The 24,102-nt window shown below is 59.6% G+C and carries 20 protein-coding genes and 1 tRNA gene; 6 read left to right on the top strand and 15 right to left on the bottom strand.

Annotation, left to right across the window (positions count from 1 at the left end; all coding sequences use genetic code 11):
• Positions 1 to 4 precede the first annotated feature (4 nt).
• The 4 genes from frr to rpsB form a co-directional block, all read right to left on the bottom strand.
• The gene (frr, locus tag KTJ78_RS01245) at positions 5 to 559 is read right to left on the bottom strand and encodes a ribosome recycling factor (RefSeq protein WP_217131926.1); all 555 of its coding nucleotides are present in this window, start codon (positions 557 to 559) and stop codon (positions 5 to 7) included.
• A 53-nt stretch (positions 560 to 612) separates the two neighbouring features.
• The gene (pyrH, locus tag KTJ78_RS01240) at positions 613 to 1,332 is read right to left on the bottom strand and encodes a UMP kinase (RefSeq protein WP_217131924.1); all 720 of its coding nucleotides are present in this window, start codon (positions 1,330 to 1,332) and stop codon (positions 613 to 615) included.
• Between the two features lie 99 nt (positions 1,333 to 1,431).
• Positions 1,432 to 2,259, bottom strand: a complete 828-nt coding sequence (gene tsf, locus KTJ78_RS01235; RefSeq protein ID WP_217131922.1) for a translation elongation factor Ts — start codon at positions 2,257 to 2,259, stop codon at positions 1,432 to 1,434.
• A 61-nt stretch (positions 2,260 to 2,320) separates the two neighbouring features.
• Positions 2,321 to 3,160 (bottom strand): 30S ribosomal protein S2, encoded by an 840-nt coding sequence (rpsB, locus tag KTJ78_RS01230; RefSeq protein ID WP_217131920.1) that lies wholly within the window; start codon positions 3,158 to 3,160, stop codon positions 2,321 to 2,323.
• Positions 3,161 to 3,733: 573 nt separating this feature from the next.
• Here rpsB and KTJ78_RS01225 point away from each other — a divergent pair.
• Positions 3,734 to 4,174, top strand: a complete 441-nt coding sequence (locus KTJ78_RS01225) for a M23 family metallopeptidase (RefSeq protein WP_217131918.1) — start codon at positions 3,734 to 3,736, stop codon at positions 4,172 to 4,174.
• 10 nt (positions 4,175 to 4,184) lie between these two features.
• Here KTJ78_RS01225 and KTJ78_RS01220 read toward each other — a convergent pair whose 3' ends face one another.
• The 5 genes from KTJ78_RS01220 to KTJ78_RS01200 all read right to left on the bottom strand — a co-directional run bounded on the left by KTJ78_RS01220 (position 4,185) and on the right by KTJ78_RS01200 (position 9,042).
• A complete protein-coding gene (locus tag KTJ78_RS01220) occupies positions 4,185 to 5,102 on the bottom strand; it encodes a tyrosine recombinase XerC (protein ID WP_217131916.1) in 918 nt (305 codons plus the stop codon).
• Positions 5,103 to 5,111: 9 nt separating this feature from the next.
• A complete protein-coding gene (gene dprA / locus KTJ78_RS01215; protein ID WP_217131914.1) occupies positions 5,112 to 6,500 on the bottom strand; it encodes a DNA-processing protein DprA in 1,389 nt (462 codons plus the stop codon).
• Positions 6,497 to 8,089, bottom strand: a complete 1,593-nt coding sequence (locus KTJ78_RS01210) for a YifB family Mg chelatase-like AAA ATPase (protein ID WP_369807919.1) — start codon at positions 8,087 to 8,089, stop codon at positions 6,497 to 6,499. The genes dprA and KTJ78_RS01210 overlap by 4 nt, the downstream gene beginning before the upstream one ends.
• The gene (locus KTJ78_RS01205) at positions 8,086 to 8,529 is read right to left on the bottom strand and encodes a YraN family protein (RefSeq protein WP_217131912.1); all 444 of its coding nucleotides are present in this window, start codon (positions 8,527 to 8,529) and stop codon (positions 8,086 to 8,088) included. Before KTJ78_RS01205 ends, KTJ78_RS01210 begins: the two co-directional genes overlap by 4 nt.
• A 189-nt stretch (positions 8,530 to 8,718) precedes the next feature.
• The gene (locus KTJ78_RS01200; RefSeq protein ID WP_217131910.1) at positions 8,719 to 9,042 is read right to left on the bottom strand and encodes a DUF2469 family protein; all 324 of its coding nucleotides are present in this window, start codon (positions 9,040 to 9,042) and stop codon (positions 8,719 to 8,721) included.
• 38 nt (positions 9,043 to 9,080) lie between these two features.
• Here KTJ78_RS01200 and KTJ78_RS01195 point away from each other — a divergent pair, with 38 nt between their 5' ends.
• Together KTJ78_RS01195 and KTJ78_RS01190 are read left to right on the top strand one after the other, a co-directional pair.
• Positions 9,081 to 10,418 carry a nicotinate phosphoribosyltransferase gene (locus KTJ78_RS01195; RefSeq protein WP_217131908.1) on the top strand — a complete coding sequence of 446 codons (1,338 nt, stop codon included), beginning with the start codon at positions 9,081 to 9,083 and terminating at the stop codon, positions 10,416 to 10,418.
• Between the two features lie 9 nt (positions 10,419 to 10,427).
• Positions 10,428 to 10,694 carry a DUF3039 domain-containing protein gene (locus tag KTJ78_RS01190; RefSeq protein WP_217131905.1) on the top strand — a complete coding sequence of 89 codons (267 nt, stop codon included), beginning with the start codon at positions 10,428 to 10,430 and terminating at the stop codon, positions 10,692 to 10,694.
• 83 nt (positions 10,695 to 10,777) lie between these two features.
• Here the strand turns inward: KTJ78_RS01190 and KTJ78_RS01185 are convergent, their stop codons facing one another.
• From KTJ78_RS01185 to KTJ78_RS01175, 3 genes are all read right to left on the bottom strand, one after another.
• Entirely contained in the window at positions 10,778 to 12,349 is a 1,572-nt protein-coding gene (locus KTJ78_RS01185) for a hypothetical protein (RefSeq protein ID WP_217131903.1), read from the bottom strand.
• Positions 12,319 to 13,254, bottom strand: a complete 936-nt coding sequence (locus KTJ78_RS01180) for an ABC transporter ATP-binding protein (RefSeq protein WP_369807918.1) — start codon at positions 13,252 to 13,254, stop codon at positions 12,319 to 12,321. The genes KTJ78_RS01185 and KTJ78_RS01180 overlap by 31 nt, the downstream gene beginning before the upstream one ends.
• Positions 13,255 to 13,373: 119 nt before the next feature.
• Positions 13,374 to 14,537: a CDP-glycerol glycerophosphotransferase family protein gene (locus tag KTJ78_RS01175; protein WP_217131901.1), complete on the bottom strand. Its 1,164-nt coding sequence runs from the start codon at positions 14,535 to 14,537 to the stop codon at positions 13,374 to 13,376.
• 149 nt (positions 14,538 to 14,686) lie between these two features.
• On the opposite strand from KTJ78_RS01175, the gene KTJ78_RS01170 reads away from it, so the two are divergent.
• Complete coding sequence (locus tag KTJ78_RS01170; protein ID WP_369807917.1) at positions 14,687 to 15,721, top strand: glycosyltransferase family 2 protein; 1,035 nt, start codon at positions 14,687 to 14,689, stop codon at positions 15,719 to 15,721.
• A gap of 10 nt (positions 15,722 to 15,731) precedes the next feature.
• Here KTJ78_RS01170 and KTJ78_RS01165 read toward each other — a convergent pair whose 3' ends face one another.
• The 3 genes from KTJ78_RS01165 to KTJ78_RS01155 all read right to left on the bottom strand — a co-directional run bounded on the left by KTJ78_RS01165 (position 15,732) and on the right by KTJ78_RS01155 (position 22,427).
• Entirely contained in the window at positions 15,732 to 18,104 is a 2,373-nt protein-coding gene (locus tag KTJ78_RS01165; protein ID WP_217131900.1) for a CDP-glycerol glycerophosphotransferase family protein, read from the bottom strand.
• Between the two features lie 28 nt (positions 18,105 to 18,132).
• Positions 18,133 to 19,953, bottom strand: coding sequence for a S1C family serine protease (locus KTJ78_RS01160; RefSeq protein ID WP_254259231.1), 1,821 nt, complete (start codon positions 19,951 to 19,953; stop codon positions 18,133 to 18,135).
• 86 nt (positions 19,954 to 20,039) lie between these two features.
• Entirely contained in the window at positions 20,040 to 22,427 is a 2,388-nt protein-coding gene (locus KTJ78_RS01155; RefSeq protein WP_217131899.1) for a hypothetical protein, read from the bottom strand.
• Between the two features lie 148 nt (positions 22,428 to 22,575).
• Between KTJ78_RS01155 and KTJ78_RS01150 the strand changes: the two genes are divergently transcribed.
• Together KTJ78_RS01150 and KTJ78_RS01145 are read left to right on the top strand one after the other, a co-directional pair.
• Positions 22,576 to 22,649: transfer RNA gene (locus tag KTJ78_RS01150), tRNA-Met, on the top strand.
• Positions 22,650 to 23,529: 880 nt separating this feature from the next.
• Positions 23,530 to 24,087, top strand: a complete 558-nt coding sequence (locus KTJ78_RS01145; protein ID WP_369807916.1) for a DUF6434 domain-containing protein — start codon at positions 23,530 to 23,532, stop codon at positions 24,085 to 24,087.
• The last annotated feature ends 15 nt before the right edge of the window (positions 24,088 to 24,102 follow it).

Here is a 24,102-nt window from a genome sequence, read left to right as displayed (position 1 = left end):
GGCGTTAAACTTCCAGCAGCTCTGCTTCTTTATTCGTCAGGGCCTCGTCGACCTGCTCAATAAACTTCTTGGTGATGGCCTCGAGCTCTTTTTCGCCGCGCGAAACCTCGTCTTCACCGATCTCGCTCTTGAGCGCGTCAAGGTCGTCTTTCGCCTTGCGGCGTGCCGAGCGGATCGAAACGCGCCCGTCTTCAGCTTTCGCCTTCACGATCTTCACGTACTCTTTGCGGCGCTCTGCGGTGAGTTCGGGAAGCGAGACGCGTACGACCTGACCGTCGTTGCTCGGGTTTGCTCCGAGGTTTGGCATGTCACGGATTGCCTGCTCGATATCGCGCAGCGCGCCTTTGTCGTATGGGGTGATGAGCAGGCTGCGTGCGTCCTGGTTCACAACCGAAGCGAGCTGCGGCAGCGGGGTTGGCGTGCCGTAGTAGTCGACCATGACGCCCTGAAGCAGCGATGGGTTTGCGCGGCCGGTACGAACCGTCGCAAAGTTCTCTTTGGCCGCCGCAACTGCCTTGTCCATGCGGTCGGTGACATCGCTGAGTACTTCATCAATCACGGGGTGCTCCTTTAGCTGTGTGGTTCAAATAAACAGTGTAGCGTGGCGAGCTTCTAGGGATGTACGAGTGTGCCTAGTTTTTCGCCACGAATTGCCGCGGTGACGTTGCCAGCAGGCTCCATGCCAAACACGCGCATCGGAATCCCGTTGTCCATGCACAGGCTGAACGAGGTCGAGTCAACGACCTTGAGTCCCTGCACGAGTGCGTCGTTGTAGCTGACCTCGTCAAGCTTGACAGCATCGGGGTTGGTGCGGGGATCATCGTTGTATACGCCGTCGACACCGTTTTTCGCGACGAGCACCTCATCAGCATGAATCTCGAGCGCACGCTGCGCGGCAACCGTATCGGTCGAGAAGTACGGCAGGCCTGCACCAGCGCCGAAGATGACGACGCGGCCTTTTTCCATGTGGCGAATCGCGCGCAGAGGAATGTAGGTCTCGGCAACCTGGGTCATCGTGATCGCTGACTGTACGCGCGACGACACCCCTGCTTGCTCGAGGAAGTCTTGGAGGGCGAGGGCGTTCATCACGGTGCCCAGCATGCCCATGTAGTCGGCGCGTGCGCGATCCATACCGCGGCTTGAGAGCTCAGCACCGCGGAAGAAGTTTCCACCGCCAACGACGATTGCAACCTCTGAGTGCTGCATCGCTGCGGCGATCTCACGAGCGATCTGACTGACGACATCGGGGTTGACCCCGAGGCTACCGCCACCAAACGCCTCACCCGAAAGCTTCAGAAGGACTCGACGCTTTTTTCCCTCGGTTGCGCTCATGTGCTTGTACATCCCCTATCGTGTGCGGTGGTTGTTCTCTATGTATCTTGACATAGGAAGAGACCCGAGTCATCTCGACTCGGGTCTCTTCGGAGTGTGTTAGGCGCCTACCTTGAAACGAGCAAAGCCGGTGATGGCGATGCCAGCGGTTTCAGCAACCTGCTTCACGCTCTGCTTGTTGTCACGAGCGTAATCCTGCTCGAGCAGCGCGACGTTCTTGTAGAAGCCATTGAGGCGACCCTCGATGATCTTCGGGAGTGCAGCCTCGGGCTTGCCCTCGTTCTTTGCGATCTCAGTAACGAGTGAGCGCTCCTTCTCGACCTCTGCCTCAGGAACATCGTCGCGGCCCACGTAGAGTGGGTCAGCGAATGAGATGTGCTGAGCGATCGCACGAGCGGTCTCGTTGTCGTCGCCGCTGAAGGCAACAACAACGCCAACCTGCGGTGGCAGGTCTTTCGAGGTGCGGTGCAGGTAGGTCTCGAACTTTTCGCCCTCAACGCGTGCGACGCGACGAAGCTCGATCTTCTCGCCGAGAATCGCTGACTCGTCGACGATGATGTCGGCAACGGTCTTGTCGCCAGCAGGAGCCGCGAGAGCTGCTTCGAGGTCTGCTGCGCCAGCGGCTGCAACGGCCTCGAGAACAACGTCACCGAGCGCGATGAACTTCTCGTTCTTTGCAACGAAGTCGGTCTCGCATGCGAGATCGATCATGGTTGCCGCGCCAGCGCCCTCGGTTACAGCGATGAGGCCTTCACTTGCTGAACGGCCCTCGCGCTTTGCAACGCCTTTGAGGCCCTTCAGGCGAAGGATCTCGATCGCCTTTTCGATGTCACCCTCAGCTTCGATGAGAGCGTTCTTGCTGTCGGTCATGCCAGCGCCAAGGCGCTCACGCAGTTCCTTAATTGCAGCCATGCTTACCGCTGCCATATGGACTCCTTACGTTCGAAACGCTCAATGAAATCGAGCATTTACTGGGATCTAGGGTGTGTTACTCGGCCTTCTCAGCGGCAGGTGCTTCTTCAGCAGCTGCTTCTGCGGGCTGCTCAGCAGCCTTCTCGCCTTCGCCTTCCTTCGCCTGGAGAAGCTCTACTTCCCACTCAGCGAGGGGCTCAGCTGCTGCTTCGCCCTCGGTCGGCTTCTGGTGGCGCTCCATGAGGCCCTCAGCAACTGCGTCACCAATGATGCGCGTGAGCAGTGCAACCGAGCGGATCGCGTCGTCGTTACCCGGAATCGGGTAGGTGACCTCGTCGGGATCGCAGTTGGTGTCGAGAATGCCGATGACGGGAATACCAAGCTTCTTGGCTTCGTCAATCGCGAGGTGCTCTTTGTTCGTGTCGATGACCCAGAGCGCCGAAGGCGTGCGGGTCATGTTGCGAATGCCGCCGAGCGACTTCTGGAGCTTCTCGAGCTCGCGCTTCTTGAGCAGCAGTTCCTTCTTCGTGAAGCCGGTGGTGCCGCCTTCGTAGTCGAGCTGCTCAAGCTCCTTCATGCGCTCAAGGCGACCGGTAACGGTCTGGAAGTTCGTGAGCAGGCCACCGAGCCAGCGCTGGTTGACGTAAGGCTGGTTCACGCGCGTTGCCTGCTCGGCTACGGCTTCCTGGGCCTGCTTCTTGGTGCCAACAAAGAGGACGTTGCCGCCCTTAGCGACGGTCTGCTTAACGAAGTCGTATGCAGCGTCAATGTAGGTGAGTGACTGCTGAAGGTCAATGATGTAGATGCCTGAGCGCTCGGTGAAGATGAAGCGCTTCATCTTCGGGTTCCAGCGACGGGTCTGGTGACCAAAGTGCACGCCGCTGTCGAGCAGCTGGCGAATCGTTACGACGGCCATGGCCGTTCTCCTGTTCTGCGCAGGTGAGTGCGCGTTCTGGTTTCATACGTGACCGTGTGAGGCACGGCTGTATCCTGGTGCCCTGCCCCTGCTCCACCCGCGAACGGGACCATTGGAGAAGAGTGCGTGATTGGGCACGCGAAGTCACCTCAGATGAGGTGCTGGGAAAAGTTTACCATCGTTTTCGCTCCACGTCTCACGCTTTCGACGTTCACAGCAGATTCTCGTGGTTCGCCCCGGCGTGGCATGGGTAAAGCACCTTCTCCCCCTTCCCCGAAGAGGAAACTCATGACCATGCCTCTACTACTAATCCACTTCACTCGACGCCCTATCTCCCGTCTCAGAAACACGATCAGGCTCGTGGCCACGCTTTTTCTTACGCTCGCCCTGCTGCCAGCGGCATCTTCTCTCCCGTCGCAGGCAAGCACGGTTCATAGGAGTGGGCAGGAGCAACCCGGCCTGAGCATGAGGGCTTCCCTGACCATGGTGCCGAGCTTGAGTCAGGAGCCGGCTTTGCGCTTGGAGCCGGCTCTGCGACTGGACCCTGCCTTTCACCTGGACCCTCCTTCACACTTGAGCATCGAGCCCAACCGGGAGCCTCACAACGGGCCTGCGTGGCGCGTTCCCTTCTCTCGAATGCCCGTGATCGAGCGATTCTACGAGCAGCCAGAAGGTCGGTACGGGAAAGGGCATCGGGGCATTGATTTTGTTTCAACCGAGAGCTCCGTTATTCTCGCGCCGGCCTCAGGCACCGTGCACTTTGCAGGTGTGGTTGCCGAGAAACCTGCCGTGAGCGTGCGCGTCGACGGCGACATCATTTACACATTTGAGCCTGCGACAACCGATCTCTCGGTCGGTGATACCGTCACCGAGGGGCAGCCATTGGGGCGCGTAGCCGTCGGTGGACACTGTGACGGCAGTTGTGTTCACTTCGGGGTGCGAGTGTCAGGCGAGTATGTCAACCCGCTTCGCTTTCTCGCGGGCCGCCCAGTGCTGCTCCCGTTGCAAGGATAAGCCAACCGGCTCAAGCTCTTGGGTGGCTCGTTCGGTAACGCTCGGCGAGACGCTCGGTTGAAACATGCGTATACACCTGGGTGCTCTCAAGGCTTCGATGCCCGAGCATCTCTTGCACCACCCTGAGGTCAGCCCCGCCATCGAGCAGGTGCGTAGCCGCGGTGTGCCGAAAGACGTGCGGGCCACGCGGGCCGCTGCCCGGTTCTTCTGCGAGGTGCGCTGAAACAACCCGGTAGACCGCTTCAGGTCGCATCATGCCGCCTCGCGGCCCGAGAAACCACCAGTCGTGATCGCTCTTGGTCGTCGCCCGTGCGGCAAGCGTTGGGCGAGCTTCTTCGAGGTAACGGCGCATCGCCCTCTGGGCAGGAATACCGAAGGGCACGATGCGTTCAGAACCGCCTTTGCCGAGCACCCTTATAGTGCGCTCCCTCAAATCAACACCTCGGCGTTCGAGCCCGCAGAGCTCTGAAACGCGAGCCCCCGTTGCATAGAGCAACTCAAAGAGTGCGTGATCGCGAATAGCAAGCGGATCACCACTACTCGCGAGCACCTCAACGGCACTGAGCATCCGTTCCATCTGATCTTCGGTGAGTACCCGCGGCAGACTTTTGCCCGGCTTTGGTGCCCTCAGCCGAGAAGCCGGGTTTCCGGGCACAGTTCCGGAACGCTCCAGCCAGCCGCCAAACGATTTCAACGTCGCGACCCCGCGAGCAAGGGTACGTTGCGAAAGGCCCTCTTGTTGCCTTCTCCACACCCATTCACGACAATCGTCAAGTGTGAGCTGGGCAATGTCGTGCTGGGCCTCGTCGCCCACGGTTTGTTCGAACTGAGAGAGATCGCGGGCATACGCGCGCACCGTGTGCTCTGAGTACCCGTATTCCTGGTCGAGTGCACACAGAAACCGCTCGATTGCCTCGTTCATGCGCATGGTTTCATGCTACCGCGACCTCCTGACCAGTGCCCAGCGCTCCTGCTCTACCGGTGCCGTCATGGCGTCTGCCCCAACGCGTGCTACTTTTTGCAAAAGCTCCAGTTCCACAAGAACAGTTGCTGCTTCATCGAGGGTGATGCCCGCGTTGCGCGCTACCTCGTCGACTCCTCGAGCACCTCTGCGTGGTAACGCATCTGTGACGCGCTGATGCAGCGATAGTTCCCTAGGGGATGCCTCACCACCGCCGGAGTCTTTGCCATATTCCACTCCTTCTCCTGCGGGTTTCTCCACACCCATAAGCAATTCAAGATCAGCCGTTTTCGTTATGAGCGCAGCACCGTACTCCTCTATGACCCGAAAACACCCGAATGAACTCGCTGAGGTGATTGGGCCAGGAACAGCGCCGAGAGGGCGCCCAATCTCAGCCGCGTGACCCGCGGTGTTGATCGCCCCCGATCGTGTTCCTGCTTCAGTAACAAGGGTCGCCTCGGCAAGTGCCGCGATAAGTCGGTTACGCATGAGGAAACGCCACCTGGTTGGCGGAGAACCTGGAATCATCTCTGAAATGACAGCTCCTGTTTCACCAATGCGCCCGATCAGAGCATCGTGCGCCGCTGGATAGCGTCTGTCGGCTCCCCCAGCCAGTACAGCGATGGTACGGCCACGTGCGGCGAGTGCTGCTCTGTGTGCCACACCGTCGATTCCGTACGCCGCACCCGAGATAATCACTCTTCCGTGTTGCACGGCATTCTGTACAAGTTCTCCAGTGACCTGTTCACCGTATGAGCTGCAGGCTCTTGAGCCGACCACTGCAAGCCCAGCGTCGCTCAGCACAGGCAGATCTCCGATCACCCAGAGCGTCAGTGGTGCGTGATCGCCAAGATCTGTAAGCCTCCCTGGCCAAGACGGAGAAGCCCCGGTGATCAGGCGCATGCGATGCGTGCGAGCCGATTCACAGTCGGTGACCGTTGCAGCACGGTTGAGCCTCGGGCGCCATCTCCCGATGCCAGCAGCAATCTCAGCTTTACTCGGCGCAAGAGAAACACTGCCGCCCGGTGAATGCGCGGGTGGCTGACTTGCCTCGGCGGCAAGGGCCGCAAGCTTCACCGCCGAGGCCCCCTCAATGAGGTGTCCAAGCGAGCCGGCAGCTCCCATTATCGAGACGAGCCTCCTGGCTACTCGGTCGCCAGGTTCGCACATGCGAGCCCAGGCTACGGTTGCAAACGCTTCAGTAAGCGCTGCGTCTTCGGCACTGTACCCAGTCAGAGGGCTGGCGCTCATTGTCGGTGTTGAGAGCTTTGCTTCGTGATTGTCAGTGGGAGCTTGAAGAATACTGGCAATGACCTCGCGTTCCGTTCCGACAGGAACCAGACTTTTTAGTACGCGCTCTTTCATGAACGTGCCTCGCGGAACATAAGTGCACGGCTTACCTCAGTTGCTCCGGGCGAGGTTTTGCCTGCGAGATCAGCCACCGACCAGGCAACGCGAAGCGCCCTGTCATACCCGCGAAGAGTCAGCGTGCCGAGCGCAAGTGCACGATCGAGTAATGCTGTGGTCTGAGCACCCAGGCGAAGGTCTCCTTCTCTGAGCCACCCGCCCGAGACCTCGGCATTGACACGCCAGGGGGTACCCGCAAGACGTTCTGCTGCAGCTGCCCGTGCCTCGTTCACACGAGCCCGCAGCATTTCGCTCGTCTGGGCGCCCTGATGCTCGCCGGTACCGCCGTTCACACTCGAGACCCTTCTCAGCGTGACCCCAAGATCGATGCGGTCTCTCAACGGGCCCGAGATACGCGAAGCATAGCGGCGGCGTTGCATCGGCGTGCATGAGCAGAACGCGTCGGTGGCTTCAGTACCCGCTTTACCGCAGGGACAGGGGTTATGTGCAAGCACGAGTTGAACGCTAGCGGGCAACGTTGCTCGCAGACTCGCGCGATGAATATGCACCTTTCCTTGTTCAAGGGGTTGGCGCAGCGCATCAAGAACATTGCGCGAGAATTCTGCCGCCTCGTCAAGAAAGAGCACTCCTTCTGAGGCGAGCGATAAGCTACCCGGAATGAGCCCTCCGCCCTTCGCAGCACCAATCATTGCTGCTGGTGAGGCCGTGTGGTGCGGGTGTTCGAACGGCGGAACCCTCATGAGTGACGTGAGCGTATCGTTCGAAATGAGCGAGTGAATACTCGTTGCTCGCAACGAAGCCTCATCGCTCAGCCTCGGGAGAATCGTCGGCAGACGCTCAGCAAGCATTGTTTTCCCTGCTCCTGGAGGGCCGACGAAATGCACGTGATGCCGACCTGCTGCGGCAATGGTGAGCGCCTCGATTGCGACCTGCTGACCGATCACCTCACTCATGTCGACGGCTCGGCGGGCATCATAACCCAGGCCAGTGCTCTGGCCGGCCGGCACATTCGCTGTCTCGCTTTGAGATACGGCTGATCCGCTACGAGGTAAAAGTATCGCTTCGTCGACTTCGCCACGGTGCCATGCCACTGCGGCCGAAAGCGTCGCTACCCCGATCACCGTCATGCCCTTCACCAACGATGCTTCTTTGGCTCCTTCGGCAGGAACCATAACGGCAGAGAACCCCGCCGTTTTCGCGGCAATCACCGCAGCCAGAAGGCCCCGAGGCCGTCGCACCGTACCGTCAAGGCCAAGCTCGCCGATATGCACGGTATTGGAAAGCCGCTCGCTGCGCACGACCCCAGAGACAGCGAGCACCGCTAGCGCAATCGCTAGGTCAAAGCCCGAGCCATGTTTCGGCAGCTCAGCCGGCTGCAGATTCACAAGGATAAAACGGTCGCTGAGTTGCAGCCCCTGAGCAGCAGCAGCGTGCCGAACGCGCTGCTTCGCCTCACCGAGGGCAGCGTCAGGAAGCCCGACGATCGCGATACCGGGCAATCTGCGGGCAGATCCTGCTTCTACGGTCACGGGTGCGCCCTCGGTGCCGAGCAGGGCCATCGCAGCAACCTGCACCACCCCGCTCACGAGATGCCCTCAACATGCTCGATTTTTGGTGGCTGGTTGCCACGCAGAGTAATGCCAATGCCGTCTACCCTGCAGCTATGCCACCTCTCGGGATGCGTTCGTAGCCACTGTGCCAGTAGCCGTCGAAGACGCAGAGCCTTCAGATAGGTAATCGCTTCAAGCGGAGGCCCATAGCCCGTACCACTGCGGGTTTTCACTTCAACAGCCACAGCGGTGCGCTCTTGCATAGCGATGATATCGATCTCGCCGGCGTTCACCCGCCAGTTTCGTTCAACGATGTTGTAGCCAAGCGATTCAAGGTAGCGACAAGCAATCGCCTCACCCTGCACACCAATGGTCTGCGCCCGCCGTGCCACCTTTTTCGTTCTTGCAACGGTTCCTGCATATGGCAGGGACCGGGGCTTTGCCGAGTCTTTGTCTCGTGCGATGTTGTGAGCCATGCGTTACCTCCGAGCCCAGTATCGGGGCCGGCAATTGGCTTGGCAGAGTTCTCAACAGAAATGAGGCGACCATGCAGAAAAACATGGCTGTGAACGAAAAACAGACCCGAGGTCTCTTCTCGATCCGCCACAAATGCGTGATTCTCGTTCACAACGTGGCCCGCTCATTGCTGCTGCTAGTTGGCGCGGTTAGTCTTCGACCTTCAGCTCGTTCGGGAGCTTAAACTCACGAGCGTTCAGCTCTTCGACGTTCACATCTTTAAACGTCATCACCTTCACCGAGGTGACAAAACGGTCGGCGCGAAAAACGTCCCACACCCACACATCTTGCATTTGCACCTCGAAGTAAAAATCGCTGCCGGCGTCTTGCCTCGTGACATTTACCTCGTTCGCAAGGTAAAAACGGCGCTCTGTTTCAACAACATAGCGAAACTGGCTCACCACATCACGGTATTCGCGAAAGAGCGCGAGCTCGGCATCGCGTTCGTAATCGTCTAACTCATCGTCGTTCATCGTCTTCAATACTAGCCTGTGCGAGATAAGCTGGCACTGTGCATGATTCAGTCGCTCTTCTCACCGATCACTACGAGCTCACCATGGTCGATGCCGCCCTGCGTGCTGGCACCGCCGACCGACCGTGCGTCTTCGAGCTTTTCTCTCGCAGCCTCAAGGGTGCCAGGCGGTACGGTGTTGTCGCCGGAACCGGCCGCTTTCTTGAGCAGCTCACAAACTTTCGCTTTGGCGACAACGAACTCGAGTGGCTTAGCGGCCAAGGGTTTCTTTCACTCCAGACCCTCGATTGGCTAGCAAATTATCGGTTCTCGGGTGATATCTGGGGTTACCCAGAGGGCGAGGTATTCTTTCCGGGCTCACCACTCTTAACCGTCGAGTCGACCTTCGCCGAAGGCGTGATGCTCGAGACCTTTGCGCTCAGCATCTTGAACCACGACTCGGCAATCGCAACCGCGGCCTCGCGTATGACCCAGGCTGCTGGCGGTAAACCGCTTGCCGAGATGGGTTCACGACGGACAAGCGAGTACGGGGCAGTTGCAGCGGCTCGCTCGGCATACCTGGCGGGCTTTTCAGCGACTTCGAACCTCGAAGCAGGCCGCACCTACGGCGTTCCGACCATGGGCACGGCCGCTCACTCGTTCTCGCTGTTACACGACACTGAACGCGAGGCGTTCGAAGCGCAGCTTGCAGCGCTCGGCACCGACACGACACTTCTCGTCGACACGTACAACATCACCGAGGGTGTCGCGCTCGCGGTCGAGGTCGCAGGAACAGCGCTTGGTGCCGTACGCATCGACTCGGGCGACCTGCCCATCGTCGTGCAGGAGGTACGCAAACAGCTTGACGCCCTCGGCGCGACCGGGACGAAGATCACGGTCACGAACGATCTCGATGAGTTCACGGTCGCAACACTTGCGCACTCCCCCGTCGACTCTTTCGGTGTCGGCACCTCGGTAGTCGTGGGGTCTGGATCACCCACCATGGGCATGGTGTATAAGCTCGTCTCCCGACAGCGAGACGACGGATCATGGGTACCGGTCGCCAAGGCTTCGACGGGCAAACAGACGCTAGGAGGCAATAAACGTGCGTACCGACTCATTGGGGCTGACGGCAGGGCAACCTCAGAGCTCATCGTCGTGAGTGATGAGCCGGGTGAAGCTCCTGAAAACGAACCCATCGCGGCCAGGCCCGTCATGAAACACCTCGTTGTCAACGGCGAAGTGCAGCCTGAGTTTCTCGGCAAAGAGGCACTTGATGCGGCCCGCGCTCGGCATCAGAGCGCCGTTGCCGAGCTCCCGGTCGTAGCGCTCAGCCTCACCCGCGGCGACCCCGCGATTCCCACAGTTTTCACCCAATCGAGTGACATTCAGGCGTAGAATACGATCATGGCAATTGGTTTTGGTTCTGATGTTCAAGGCGGCACGGGTCTTCTCGACCGCGAGCTCGAAGAGCTGCTGAAAGATGAGCAGCTTGAAGATGGCGACCACGAGCGCTTCTCTCACTACGTTCCTAAAGACAAGATCGTTGAGTCTGCGGTAACCGGCAAGCCCGTTCGCGCTCTGTGCGGCAAAAAGTGGACCCCGAACCGCGACCCTGAGAAGTTTCCGGTCTGCCCCGACTGTAAAAAAATCTACGAGAAGATGCGCAAGTAACAAGCCATCTTCCGTACAAACGTGAGAGGGCCCGTGGCATAACGCCACGGGCCCTCTCACGTTTGCGTTTGCAACGCAGCGAATTAGTCAAACATCTGGGTAAACGCGAGCAGCTCAGAACTGCGGCGGTTGTATACGAGACCACCGAGTGCAATGCCAGCAACAAGCAGCAAGCCACCGTAAACGAGTGAACCCGCCAGGACTATAAAACTCTCGCCAAAACCAATCTCGGGGTTCACGAATATTACGAAGAATACGGGAGCGGTCAGTACTGCTGCTCCCAGGAAAGCGAGGGTCTGCGCAAAACCTGCTCCTGCACCCTGCCAAGCTGGTTGCACGAATGGGCTTTCACCCGGGCGTGAGGTCGGGTACGGACTCAGTACCGAAACCACGCTCGAGAGCGCAGCACTCGTGCACAGCGCAACGAAGCCCAACGCGATCACGGCAGGGGTCGCCTCCCAGTTTCCGAGAACAAGGACAGAAACACTCGCACCGATAATGAGCACGGGAATACCGAGCACAAACACCGGAACCAGGCGCCCCAAGCGGTCTTGCGTTCCCTTCACACCGCTCGCAACGTGAATCCACAATGCCGTCGAGTCGGTTGCAATGTCGTTGTGTACCATCCACCCAACCATGATGAGCACGAGCGGTAACGGAATGAGCGCGAGGTGGGCACCATCAACGCCAGCAAAAAGCAAGACACCCACGACGAGCACAGGAATCACGGGGATAGCAACGAGCGACACAAGGTAGCGCGGGTCGCGCATCCAGTACGTAAGCGAACGAGCGCCAATACTCATGGCTGGACCCTGCCCAAAGTATTCAAACCACCCAAGCGATGAACTCATCGAGGCCCCGTGTGCAGGGCGTTCGACGCGGGTCATGAGACCCGTGGTGAGCGAAATGGTGCCGCCAACAGCAAGAGCGAGCATCGCGACGTGAATACCCAGCTGCAACACGATCGAGTCGATGCCTTCTGCCCCGGTATGCAGCACTGCAAAGGCTGCGCCGAACGGTGTCCAACTAAAACTTTGTGCGGTATCGGCGAGTTGCTTCGCTCCTTCACCCTTCACCAGCGCAACGGTGAGCATGAGCACCAACGGCAACACTGAAATGAGGGTTGCTACCCCGAGGCCTTTGCGCAGGAGGGCAAGCCGCTGCGAGTTCGCTGCTAGGTCTCCGAGCGCTCCCCCGAACACTCCGTATACGGGAATCGAGACGAGCGCGACGACCAACGAAAGAACCGAGAGCGCGTTCCACTCGAGCATGTCAACGCGCAAGGCGACGAACGTCCCTCCCCAGACGATCGCGGCGAGACCGATCCATGTAACAGGCGCCGTCACGAGCAACGCAAGAGCAATTCGAGCAGGAGTCGCGGGATACTGTTGCAACGCGCGACGATCTAGCGTTACCGACGGCACAAAAAGCGGTATAAGGAAGGCTGCAAGGAGGATAAGGGCGCCAAAAGCCACATCGTAGCGGCCAAGTAGCTGAGCGTCATTCTGTGCGAAGAGAATGGGAGCCGCGGCGAGTGACGCCGCGAGCACGAGTAACAGCAGCCTCGCGATGATCGCGCGAACGGCACTTCGAGCCCCGCCAGAGAACGGGGCCCCGAGCAGGGCTACTCGGAGTCGTAAGATCCGTGCAACCATTCGAGCCCCCTCTCGGTCTCATTCTGCTGGGTAAGCTTCGCAAAACGTTCTTCAAGGCTCATGCCGTCACGCACATCATCAACCGAGCCCTGTGCGATAACGTCGCCATCATTGATGACGACAACGTGGTCGCAAACACGCTGAATAAGGTCGAGGCTGTGACTCGACATGACAACACTGCCGCCACTCTCAACGAACTTCTCGAGAATTTCGGTAACGTTTGCTGCCGAGACCGGGTCAATCGTTTCGAACGGCTCATCGAGCACAAGCAACTGAGGTGAGTGGATCATCGAGCAAGCGAGTGCGATCTTTTTTTGCATGCCGGCCGAGTAACTCTGCACAGCGCGCCCCAGTGCCCCTTCAAGCCCGAATGCCTGCGCAAGGTCGTCTGCACGACTCGCAACCGTCTGGGAATCGAGGCCTTGGAGAACGCCTGCGTAGTTCAACAGCTGCGCTCCGGTCAAACGATCAAAAAGACGAAGACGGTCAGGCAACGAGCCAATAAGTCGCTTTGCGGCAGGGCCGTCTTTCCAAACGTTGACATCGCCGACGAGCACGCGACCGCTGGTTGGCCTATTCAAACCGCTGATCATCGAGAGGGTCGTGGTCTTGCCTGCACCGTTCGGCCCGACAACGCCAACAAATGACCCTTCTCGAGCTTCGATCGAAATATTATTCGCCGCAACAAGATTGCCGTATACCTTCGTGAGCATCTGTGTTTGCAGCACCAGAGGCCGCTGCGATGCGGCCTTACCACGCTCACGAGCACGAACGACAGAGGGCACCGGTACGTGACGTTCAGGCCTCGCCTCTGCTGCGGTACTCGGTGCTGTCTCTTCAGGTTCTAGTTGCTCTTCTTGCACGGCCGCCACTTCGTTACTCGCCAGGTGATCATACGAACGCACACCCCTACCGACTCCCCCTCTGCCCGAGAGGCAGCGCACGCTTTGCCCGATTCTCCATCAGGCACCCCGCGGATGCACCCCTCTAACGTATCAAAAAGTTGGGCGACTAGCGTGTGAACTTACCCGTTTTGTTCACCCTGTCGTTGCTTCATTTCAGCCTCGGTATCGTACCAACGCTGCATGAGGGTTTCGATTGCTTCGCTAAACCGACGACTTGGCTCACCCTGACGAATGTCGCCAAAGTAATGTTCAGCCCAGTACGCGAGCTTTTCCTGGGTCGAATCATCGTGAAGAACCCGCTCAACCTCCGCGATCACGTTGCCCGCACGCTCTGTCGAGAGCCATTCACACGCCTGCAGGTAGCCAAGCTCATCGACAATCGCTTCACTCGATGCAGGCCGGGTCACGATGACCGGTTTACCCACAGCAAGGCGGTCATAAATCATTGCCGAGATATCGCAGATTGCAACATCGCTCTGAGCCAGCTGCCAGTTGATCGCTCCAGATTGGTCGTACACGTGATGCGCGCTCTCGTCGGCCTGATTTGCGGCCTCGATTGCCCGTACGATGCGTCGGTGCGCCGCACCGTATTCATCGTTCACAACACCCGAACGTGGGTGCGGGCGATACACCAGCCTGTGTTGCTTCGACTCGAGCAATTGCGTGACGAGTGCCTCACCGTGAGTGATGATTGAGCCGTAGGCTGCGCTCGGTCGGTCACCTTCCCATGTCGGGGCGTAAAGCACAACGGTCCGGTTATCGCTGGGGTACGGAGCTGATCCGCTCATGTAATCGGCCTGTGGACGGCCAATCTCGAACGTTCTCGCCGCAACGTCATACCCCCAGACGTTATGACGCAGGCGGTCATGCGCCGCCTGTCCGGCGATAAAGGCATAATCGTATGCCTTTATCTGGTTCGTCGTCATGTACATTTTGTCGCTCTCGCCGTGGTTAATAAACACGTGCCAGCGTGAGCCGTATCTGAGCATCTGGAAGTTCTTCGTGTTCTGGTTAACGTACAGAACAATGCGCAGTGGGTGCCGGTCAATAACCTGCTCCAGGTGCTTGACCTTCGGCGCAAAGACGACATGCAGGCCGCTCTCACGACGGAGCAGTTCTGCACCCTCAATGTTGCGTGCAAGAATAACGACCGGCCAGCGCTTCTGAAGCTCTCGAAGTGGCTCATACCACTGGCGCATTTGGTAGGCGTTCACGTGCGAGTCACAGAAGTAGACCGCAATTTCAAAGGTGCCTGCAGCGGGGCGTTCGCCCCCCTGTTGCATCTGACGAAAAGAGGCGTAAGCACGCCTTCTTCGCAAAACCGTTCGGGCAAGGCTCGCAGCCTTCCGAGTGTCCTTAATGAGATTCACCCCAATACTGTACCCCGCCCAAAGGGCCCGAACCTCAAGGAAGCTATGACACACTAGCTCCTGTGATTAAAGCGTTACCAGCAGTGAGCTATGTCATGCCCGTGTTGAACGAGGCAGGCCATCTTCGAGCCGCTGTCATGGCGGTTCTCGCACAGGAATACTCGGGTGAGCAGGAGATTGTTCTCGCACTTGGTCCTTCAACCGATGAGACGAACAGCATCGCACACGAGCTCGCTTCAACAGATGAGCGCGTGCGAATCGTCGAGAATCCAGAGCGCGACATTCCAATCGGGCTCAATCTCGCTATCGAAGCCGCACACAACCCAATCATCATCAGGGTTGATGCCCACTCAGAGCTCTCTCCCGGCTATACCGAGAGGGCGGTCGAGCTGCTGGGAGCAACCGGTGCCGCGAACGTTGGTGGGCGTATGCAAGCTGAGGGTACCGGGCCGGTGCAGCGCGCCATCGCGGGCGGTTACAACAGCCCAATCGGGCTCGGCGGCGGCTCCTATCACTTCAGCGAAGAGCCACACGAAGCCGAGTCGGCATATCTCGGTGTTTTTCCTCGAAGTACCTTCGACCTTGTGGGCGGCTTTAACCCGATTATTCGCCGCGGTGAAGACTGGGAGTTTAATCTGCGGGTGCGCAAAGCTGGCGGCACGGTCTGGTTCGATCCCGAACTCCAGGTCACGTATTGGCCCCGCTCCAGTTTCTCAGCGCTCACGCAACAGTTCTTCGCGACAGGCACCTGGCGAGCCAAGCTCGTGCGAATGTACGGCGGTGAGAACCCGTGGCGCTTCTTTGTGCCCGGCGCCTACGTCTTGGCGCTCGTCGCGGCGCTCACCACCGCGGTGCTACACGTGTGCGGCTTTGTCGCGCCAAGCGCATGGTGGCCCTGGGTCCTGTACGCCGCTCCAGTGGCCCACGCGGGACTCTCGCTCTTCGCCGGCACAAAAATGCCCGAGACGAAGGGACTGCGCGGCACCTTGCTCGGTGCCCTCGCGATTACGATCATGCACCTTGCCTGGGGCACCGGGTTCTTGCGCGGTTTTGTGTTTGGGTCAAGCAAAACGCTCGATCGTTCGCGCGCGAGCTAAGTCGCTGCGCCTAGCTCACGGTCGGAATCGCCTCAGCGTTCTCGAGCCAGTCAACGACGCGAGCTGACGCCCGACCGTCATCGTATGCATTAAACCGTTCAGAGAAACGCTTGGCCTCGACACGATTTTGCACGATCCACGCCGCCTGATTTCCTTCACGCTCATAGGCGCGCAGCATCTCGAGCATTTCGTCGTGTGACGTGACAAGTGGCCCCGGCGCATGTTCTTCAAGAGCGAATGTGAAGCCTCGTTCTGCCTCGAGGTACTCTTCACGGTCAGCAACGAACAGCACCGTCGCAATGCTCGCGACCGAGGCGTCAAACATGAGTGACGAGTAGTCGGTCACAAACACATCGGCCGCGAGCAGCAAATCGTTCACATCGGCGACACGGGTGACGTCGTGTACGCGGGCCCCCGAGTAGCCAGGCTGCCCCATCTCGCGACTGTGGCCTCGCGCGAGAATCGTCCACTCGCTACCGAGCTGATCAGCAAGTCGTGCCACGTCCAGGGTGTCTGCCATCGCCCTGCCGTGTTCACGCCATGTTGGCGCGTAAAACAGTACCTTCGAGACCGCACCAAGCCCAAGCCGCTGGCGCGCTGATGATTGGGCAGAGAGCAGTCGTTCTCCCTGGTGCTCAGCAAGCGCGAGCCGATCGTTTCTCGGATAGCCCGTCTCGATGATAGGCCCCCGAAATGCGTAGCTTCTCTTGAGCGCTTCTGTCGCGTGAGCATTCTGCGAGAGCAACGCGCTCCAGCGCTTACTCTCCCTGCGCACCGCGAGCCGAGTTCGCAGGGACTGCCCAGGCCTGTCGAGTGCTAGCCGCTTGAGCGGGGTGCCATGCCATGTTTGCAGGACGAACTGGTCTTTACGCGGCGTGAAGTCGAAGCGCAACCAGTCATTCACCACGAGCAGTTTCGCGTGACGGCGGGCCGCGTGCCATTCGGGGCTGCCCACAAGCAGCGCGACTGCGCCATGAGGAACCTGAACCCCCTCGTTCGCGACGCTCCAGTACCTGGTGAGTGCCGGGTAACGCTTTGCGAGTTCTGCATCGATCGCAAGAGGATTGCACGTTGCTAGCGAGCCATAAAAGCTTTCAAAGAAAACAGCGTTCTCGGTATCGATATTGCGTGCAGGATCGTGTAGCACCTGAACGTAATCGAGCACCCGTGCTGCCGAGTTCCCATCACGAAACTCATGAAACCTCGCGGCAAGGCGTTGGGTGCGCAATACTGCCGCACGTTGCACTCCTGGGTTTCCAGCAAGCGCGCTTTCAAGTCGCTTCAGCGCTCCCCGCCACGAAACGGCAAAGTGCCCCTCGGTCGTCACTTCGTACGGCTCATAGAGCCCCCGTGTACGGGTGTAATCGTCAAGGTCTGGGGCGAACCAAACAATGGGTCGTCCGGTGAGCGCAAAGTCAATGGCGATCGATGAGTAATCGGTCATCAGGGCGTCAAAGAGGCCAAGCATCGGAGTGATTTCTGTGCAAACATCACTGCCGACGAGCGTAATATTTTCGCCGACGAGGTGCTCGTAGTCGCCCTGCCCTAGCGGGTGCGAGCGCAGGAAAAGCTGCACGTTAGCGGTTCTTGCCCACGAGGCCACAGCGACTGCTTCTTCTGGCGTAGGAATACCCGCTGTCACCGCACCATCACGCCAGGTCGGCGCATAGAGCACCCAACGGCGTGACGATTGCGCCTCGCTCAGCCCGAGACGTTCAACAAGCCCGAGCCGTTTGCGTGCCGCAGCAGCGGGGTCTGCGAGGTTACGGGCGAGTTCGTCGAGCCTCGCATCGCCCAGCACTTGCACCATGCCCGGTTGGACGCGAAAGGCCGACCTGAGTCGCTGCGCAGCGATCGGAGAACCCGCAGCGTAGACGTCAACCTGGCTCGCGCCTTTCCGGTACATAAACCCGAGCAAGCGCTTGATTGCTCGGCCTCCCCCAACTTCGGTCGTTACCCGTGAGTCAAGATGAAGTTTTTTGAGTGGTGCGCCGTGCCAGAGATTCACAACGGTGGCGCCGAAAAGCCCAAACCGGTGTGCATCACCGAGGCCGTGGGTGACGACGATCGTGCCCGCACGAAGCGTCGCCCAAAACCCAGCCCAGGAACGCTTCTGTTTCGATTCAAATCCGAAGGTTTCAGCCTCGGCCGCTTGTTCAGGAGTCTCAGTCAGCCAGATGATGAGTGCGTCACCATCACGTTTCTGCAGCTCTTTCGCAACGGCAAGGGCGCCCTCTCCCACCCCAATGCCGCTCCCGAACACCCACTGGTTCCCGAGCCGCGTAACGAATAGCGACAGCAGGAACCCGAGGGCATAGCCGGGAATCGACAGGAGCTTCGCGAGGTTGCCCCGTCGAAAGCGAAAAGATGTCTGAGTGCTCACTGCTCCAAGCGTAGTCGTTCTCGTTGGGTTACGGGGTCATCGTTCCGAGCGTGACCGTCTCGGTTTTGGTTTGCCCATCGCGGTTGAGTGTCACCTCGACATCTGTGCCACCCTCATAAAAGCGGATCATTGCCGAGACAGACGTTCCATCACCCGTTGCGACGCCATCAACCGCGGTGATGATGTCGCCTGAGCGAATCCCTGCTTTCTCAGCCGCGCTCCCCTTCACCACGTCTTGCACGAGGCCACCCCGTTGCGTCGCCGCAGCGCTCGCGCGGGCGTCGAGCACCGTCGCACCAAGTAGACCGTGAGTCGGTGCCTCGCCATCAATAATCGCGCTTGCAACACGATCGACGAGCTTCACGGGAATCGCGAAGCCGAGGCCGACGCTGCCAGCCTGGCCCTCTTCTTGCCCTGTTGAGGCAATCGCAACGTTGATTCCGATAAGTTCTCCCGCCGCGTTGAGCAGGGGCCCGCCTGAGTTGCCGGGGTTGATTGAGGCATCGGTCTGGATCACGGGAAGCGTCACCTGACCGCCACCGCCGCTCTGCTCTTTTTTGCCGGGCGCATCAAAACGGAACTCGTATGGGTTCTCTTCCTGCGGCTCCTGCCCTTCGCTACCGTCATTGGGAATCAGCGGGCTGCCCACCGAAATACCTCGGTTCAGCGTACTCACAACACCGCTCGTCACGGTATTGCTGAGGTTAAAGGGGGCACCAATCGCGACGGTCAGATCACCAACCGCGAGATCGTCTTCAGCAACCGTGATGGGAGTGAGCCCCTCAGCTTCAACCTTGATAACAGCAACGTCAGCATACGGGTCGGTACCAACAATCGTGCCGTCGAGCATGCGCCCGTCACTCAGCATGACGCGTACCTGAGTGTCAGCGAACGACGAACCATCGATCGTAACCACGTGGGCGTTCGTCACGATGTAGCCATCTTCTGAGTAGATAACGCCTGAACCTGTGCCTGAACCAGCTCGGCTTGAGACGTCAATGGTGACCGTGCTGGGTGTCGCAACCTGCGCGATCGCCGAAACCTGCGTTGAAGCCTCAGGGTTCGCAATCGTAATCTCTGACGACCCCTTCGGATCGGCCGCAATATCACCGCGGTTTTCGAGCACGATCGCGGCGGTCGCACCGCCCGCGATCGCACCAATGATTGCACCGATCGCGATGCCAGCAATGAGGCCCGATGACCGCTTAGCATGCTGCTTCCGAGGCTCTTTACCCGATGAAAGGCCAAAGCCTTCACCTTGCCCGGGAGGAGGTGGTGTCAAGCCACCCTGCTGCAGCGGTGGCAGTACTGACGTCGCTTGTTGACCAGGCGTCACCGCCTCAGCCGTGGTGGCACGCGAAGCCCCACCAAGGTTGTGAGGAACATCGCTGCGAACCTGCCGCACTTCCTGATGCTGCTGCGGATCGCCGGCTCGTTGCACTCCCGCAGCAGCTGAGGGGGCCTGCGTTGACGCCACCGGCGCAGAAGGCGACGGTGTTACTGACGCTGGTGTTGCTGGCGACGATTCGACGGGAGCATGCGAAGGAGTAGAGCCAGGGCGCTCCGACATTGCGGGAGGCACCGTGGCTGATGATGCAACCGAACTCGGTACGGTCGAACTCGGTGTGGCCGACTGCCCGTGCGTCACTGTCGGGTTCGGGGCTGCAGCTGGCAAAGTCTGAGACATCTGAGGCGAATCGGAGGCGCCTACTTCGCGCTGAGCAGTCGTCTCACCATGTGGGCTGACCCCGGCATCGCGAGATTCGTGCTGATCCCCGGTGGGTGCCCCGCTGTGAGGGGCGCCCACCGGGTTCTCGGGCTGCTGGTTTGCACCGGTTGGTTCGTTCATGCGTTTTCCCTTCTCGATGGCTCCAGAATGCACACCGATGCTATGAGTCAGCCGAACGCCTCCTGCAAGAACGGTTAACCCGGTCGCTATTTCTTGGTGCGCGCACGCATCAAGATCCCGGTACACATGAGCAGAATTCCCGCGATTCCAATCATGCCAGCAGTGTTTGGGGCTCCAGTTGCGGCGAGCGCCTCTTCCTTTGGCGCGGGTTGCTCAGGCTTCGGTGGTTCAACTGGTTGGGGCGTGATTCGCGTAGTCTCGTTTGCGATACCGCATTCTCCCTCGTGCACGACCACGCGCTCGAAGGTTATGGGATCGACCGCGGTGAGTCTTTCTACCCAGTGCACTGTGCCCGCAGAACCAGCAACAATATCTTCACTCTGATGCTCACCCGTACTATCGATCGTCAATGCTTGAGTAACCGCGACCGGTTGGGCAAGACAGCGTTCACGGTCACTGAGCGCACTGAGGTCACTAGCGGTCCAGGTCTGCCCAATAGGTTTCCAGTGCTCGTCATACCGCGTCTGCCCTTCTTCCGGCGCAAGGTATGCGGTGAAGGTCAATTCGGCTTCGTTTGGCACCGGGCCCTCAACGATCGCGATATCGTGCAGCGTCTCGCCTTCAACCGATTCTTCCTGGGCTTTCGTCGTTACGCGTGGCGGCACGACTTCTGCGGTCTCGGCGGGAACACCGTAATCATCGCACCACTCACGCACGTTCTCGCGCTGCCCCTCGGCTTGATCGTCTGCATAGACGCACCACTGCATGGTGACGAACCCGGTGACGTCGAGCGGAATCGCAACCGCCTCACTTTCGTAGATACCGTCTTCGGTTACGGTGAGTCGGGTCTCAGCGAGCGGCACAGCATCCTCGGGCGCGGTGCCGCTTTGCTCCGGGCGTTCCTTCGAGTGGAAGAGCGTACCGCGCAAGACTACGGGCACCCGGTCTCCGCTTCCCTGCTTCAGCCACCCGCCATACTGCTCTGCCGTTACCGCAACGTCGTCCTTCGCGCTCCACCCAAGCCCGAGTGTGCCTTCAACAAGCCTGGTCGCTAGCGTAAGACGCTGCTGTACTAAATGCGTCTCGGGAGCCAAACCAAAGCCGTCGCGAATAGGAAAAGCCTCACGTTTAAGCGATGAGACCCCTGTACGTTCGGGCTTGGTCACTGCCCCCGGCTGCTTCTTCCAGTCGAAGCCCCACACCCAGGTGTAGTAGCCGGTAGCAACAGCAACGGTGTCGGCTTTTGCTTGATAGGTCCCGGGACCATCGGTGATCTCAATGGTGGCTGTCCCGGCAACCGGGGTTCCTTGTGGCACGTCGTTACTTGGGTTTTCACTCGGGTCGCTCCCAAGCGGGCCGTAGAGCGTACCGTGAGCGGTCAGCGGCATGTATGTCCCCGACTGATCAGTTGCCCACGCACCAAAGCGTTTATCGGCTGCCACCGTCACACTGTCGCGAAAGCTCCCTCCCACCTGAACGATGCGATCATGAACGTTTGTTGTGAGCGTCGGCGCCCACTCGTGTTTGACGTTCACGGTAGCCTTCTGCGTCCCTGCACGTTCCATCCCACGCGTCTTACCCGTTGGCGTCACGATTCTCTGCTCTCCCGGAGCCGTTGGTTCGTACAGGTTGAGGTCTGCACGCCACCCGTCCCTGCCAGTCGTCCAGGAAATCTTGGCTTCAACGTTAAAACTCGAGTCCCACCCTTTTGGTCGCACTGTTGCAATAGGCAGTGTGCCGCCCTTCGCCACGTCAACTTCTCGCACTGTTTGCTTCGTGTCGGCAAATACCGCATTCTTCAGTTCGATACGAGTGGTTCCGGCAAAGTACTCAACGGTGCCGGTTCGTTTATCACCAACCGTGAGCACCGGTGCTTTCACCTCGGTACCTTCGACGGGTGCGACCGCATTCTTCTTCGCCTCAGCAACCATTGTTTTTGCTCGGTCGACGATTGCGCTATGGCCCTTTTCTACGAGTGCCCTGTGCAGAGCTTCGTTGTAGCCGATGTTGTCGCCCCTTACCAAGAACATCGCAAGTGCGACGGCCGTTGCCTGCGCTTCATCCTTCGTCGTGCCCCACTCGGTCATGAGATAGTTCATTTGACGCATCACCGAAGCATCGGTCATCGCTGGCATGTGCAGTTCTTTTCCTCCCATGCCGAGCGGCCCACCCATCGCAAGATCGCCTCCGAACGAAGGAAGCTGGTCGACTGTGCTCACTGGACGCTGCGGATTCCAGGGTTCGCGAACCTTGATCTCGACGCAATACGCCTGTTCGCCAGAGGCCAGTTGAAACGACCCGAGGTACCCGAGGTCGCCGTACTCCTGTCCCGTTCCCTTCGAAGCCGCAAACGCGGGTTGTCCCTGTAATGACCACCAACCACCAAATACCGTCGCGATGAGCAACGCGAGCACGGCCATCACCCCGACTCTTCGCTCGTGCGGTCGCCGCACTTGATTCGCAGATTCACTCATGTGTTCCTTTCCTGCGTAGTTTTTCCACGCAGCACCAGAATGAGCCGTTGAACGGCTGCCTCCTCGGGTTATCAACAGCCACGACACCCCCGGGTTGCGGCAGGCGATTTGCATTCCCCACGAGAGCTGCTAAAGTTAATTCTTGTGCCGCGGGGTGGAGCAGTTCGGTAGCTCGCCGGGCTCATAACCCGGAGGTCGTAGGTTCAAATCCTGCCCCCGCAACGAAAAACAGCCCCTGATCAGGTGAAAACCAGGTCAGGGGCTGTTGGTTTTTCTGCGAGAAGTACCGAAGTACCCGCAGAAGTACCCGCATCGCTTTTGGGCGGTACACGCCGGTAGCCTCGGTGCAGATCGGCGATGTGGCCGCTTTCGCCCAGTGCTTCTACACCTCATGTGAACGACGAGAAGCACACCGCCCGCTACCCGTTGGCGCGGGCCCGGCGCTGGCCTGTGGCATGTGCCCCCCCCCCCCGCTTCGCGGGTGCAGGGCACCGCCGTATCGCCGGGGTGAGCGCCGGAGTGGACTGCAACGCGCAAAATGTACCGTCATTTTTCGAGCTGCAAAATGACGGTACAAAATGACGGTACATTTTGAAACCGCCGAGATCCGCATGATTCCGCGGCAGAACGGTCACTGAGCCGCACCGGCGAGTACCGTCATTTTGCAGGGCGTGAAGAATGACGGTACAGCATCGGTGCATGATCTTGACAGTCGCGCATGTGCGCGCGCACGCGCGTTTCCCCTGATAAACGAGCATTTTCTGTGATCCCTTACAGTGAAGTTCCAATGCTTCGATCCCGATTTGTACCGTCATTTTGCAGAAATCACGATTTTTCGCCCTCTGCGGAGAAATGTCGTTTCGACTGGGTACACGCGGAAAGTGGGTACATGGAGCCCAAATCTGTTGGAAAACCAGCAAACAGGCTGTACCCGCTATGTGCCCAAACTGGGTACGCGAGTGGGTACAGCCTCGTGCAACTGGGTACGCCAGAGCAGACCACCATCTCCCACGAGCACCTGACGGGCGGGGGTTCCCCTTCCATGAGGTGCTCGGACCTGCGGATGCGGGGTGCCGGTGCTGGCATGGTAGAGTTGTACCTCGTGACCGAAGAGAAGCGCCCTGATCTGACGGACAGCCTGACAGGTGCCGAGCTGCTGCGTTGGTACTGGCTCAAGGACGAGCTCGCCGACTTCGCCCGTCGCTTGGGCATCCGCGCGACGGGCGGCAAGGACTTGCTGGCGCAGCGCATTGCCGCGAAGCTCGACGGCGTAGGCTTCGTGGAGCCGCAGCGGGCACCCCGCAAGGGCGGTGCGCAGCTCACGGGGCCACTCACGGCGGCTACGACGATCCCCGCTGGGCAGCGGTGCAGCCAGGTCGTCAGGGCTTGGTTCGCCGATCAGGTCGGCCCGTCCTTCCGGTTCGATGCCGAGATGCGAGCCTTCTTCGCCGGAGCAAACGGCACGCAGACCATGCAGGACGCGCTCGACCACTACCTCGCGACGCGCGGCCAGGACGCGAAGCCCATCGACGCGCAATTCGAGTACAACCGCTTCACCCGGGCATTCCACGAGGCCAACCCTGCGGGTGGGCGAGCAGACCTCCTCAACGCATGGCAGGAGTACCGCTCCCGTCCGGTAGACCAGCGCGGGAGGGCCTGAGCTGCCGCCGGTGCT

It is taken from the genome of Leucobacter chinensis, from assembly GCF_019049105.1.
Classification (GTDB): Bacteria; Actinomycetota; Actinomycetes; order Actinomycetales; family Microbacteriaceae; genus Leucobacter_A; species Leucobacter_A chinensis.
The sequence above is the reverse complement of the archived record's forward strand: the minus strand, read 5'-3'. Positions and strand labels throughout refer to the sequence as shown.

Coding starts and splice junctions, on each gene's coding strand:
- pyrH (WP_217131924.1), bottom strand. CDS start 1,332: ATGAGCGCAACCGAGGGAAAAAAGCGTCGAGTCCTTCTGAAGCTTTCG.
- tsf (WP_217131922.1), bottom strand. CDS start 2,259: ATGGCAGCGGTAAGCATGGCTGCAATTAAGGAACTGCGTGAGCGCCTT.
- rpsB (WP_217131920.1), bottom strand. CDS start 3,160: ATGGCCGTCGTAACGATTCGCCAGCTGCTCGACAGCGGCGTGCACTTT.
- KTJ78_RS01220 (WP_217131916.1), bottom strand. CDS start 5,102: ATGCGCATGAACGAGGCAATCGAGCGGTTTCTGTGTGCACTCGACCAG.
- dprA (WP_217131914.1), bottom strand. CDS start 6,500: ATGAAAGAGCGCGTACTAAAAAGTCTGGTTCCTGTCGGAACGGAACGC.
- KTJ78_RS01205 (WP_217131912.1), bottom strand. CDS start 8,529: ATGGCTCACAACATCGCACGAGACAAAGACTCGGCAAAGCCCCGGTCC.
- KTJ78_RS01200 (WP_217131910.1), bottom strand. CDS start 9,042: ATGAACGACGATGAGTTAGACGATTACGAACGCGATGCCGAGCTCGCG.
- KTJ78_RS01190 (WP_217131905.1), top strand. CDS start 10,428: ATGGCAATTGGTTTTGGTTCTGATGTTCAAGGCGGCACGGGTCTTCTC.
- KTJ78_RS01185 (WP_217131903.1), bottom strand. CDS start 12,349: ATGGTTGCACGGATCTTACGACTCCGAGTAGCCCTGCTCGGGGCCCCG.
- KTJ78_RS01175 (WP_217131901.1), bottom strand. CDS start 14,537: ATGCAACAGGGGGGCGAACGCCCCGCTGCAGGCACCTTTGAAATTGCG.
- KTJ78_RS01160 (WP_254259231.1), bottom strand. CDS start 19,953: ATGAACGAACCAACCGGTGCAAACCAGCAGCCCGAGAACCCGGTGGGC.
- KTJ78_RS01155 (WP_217131899.1), bottom strand. CDS start 22,427: ATGAGTGAATCTGCGAATCAAGTGCGGCGACCGCACGAGCGAAGAGTC.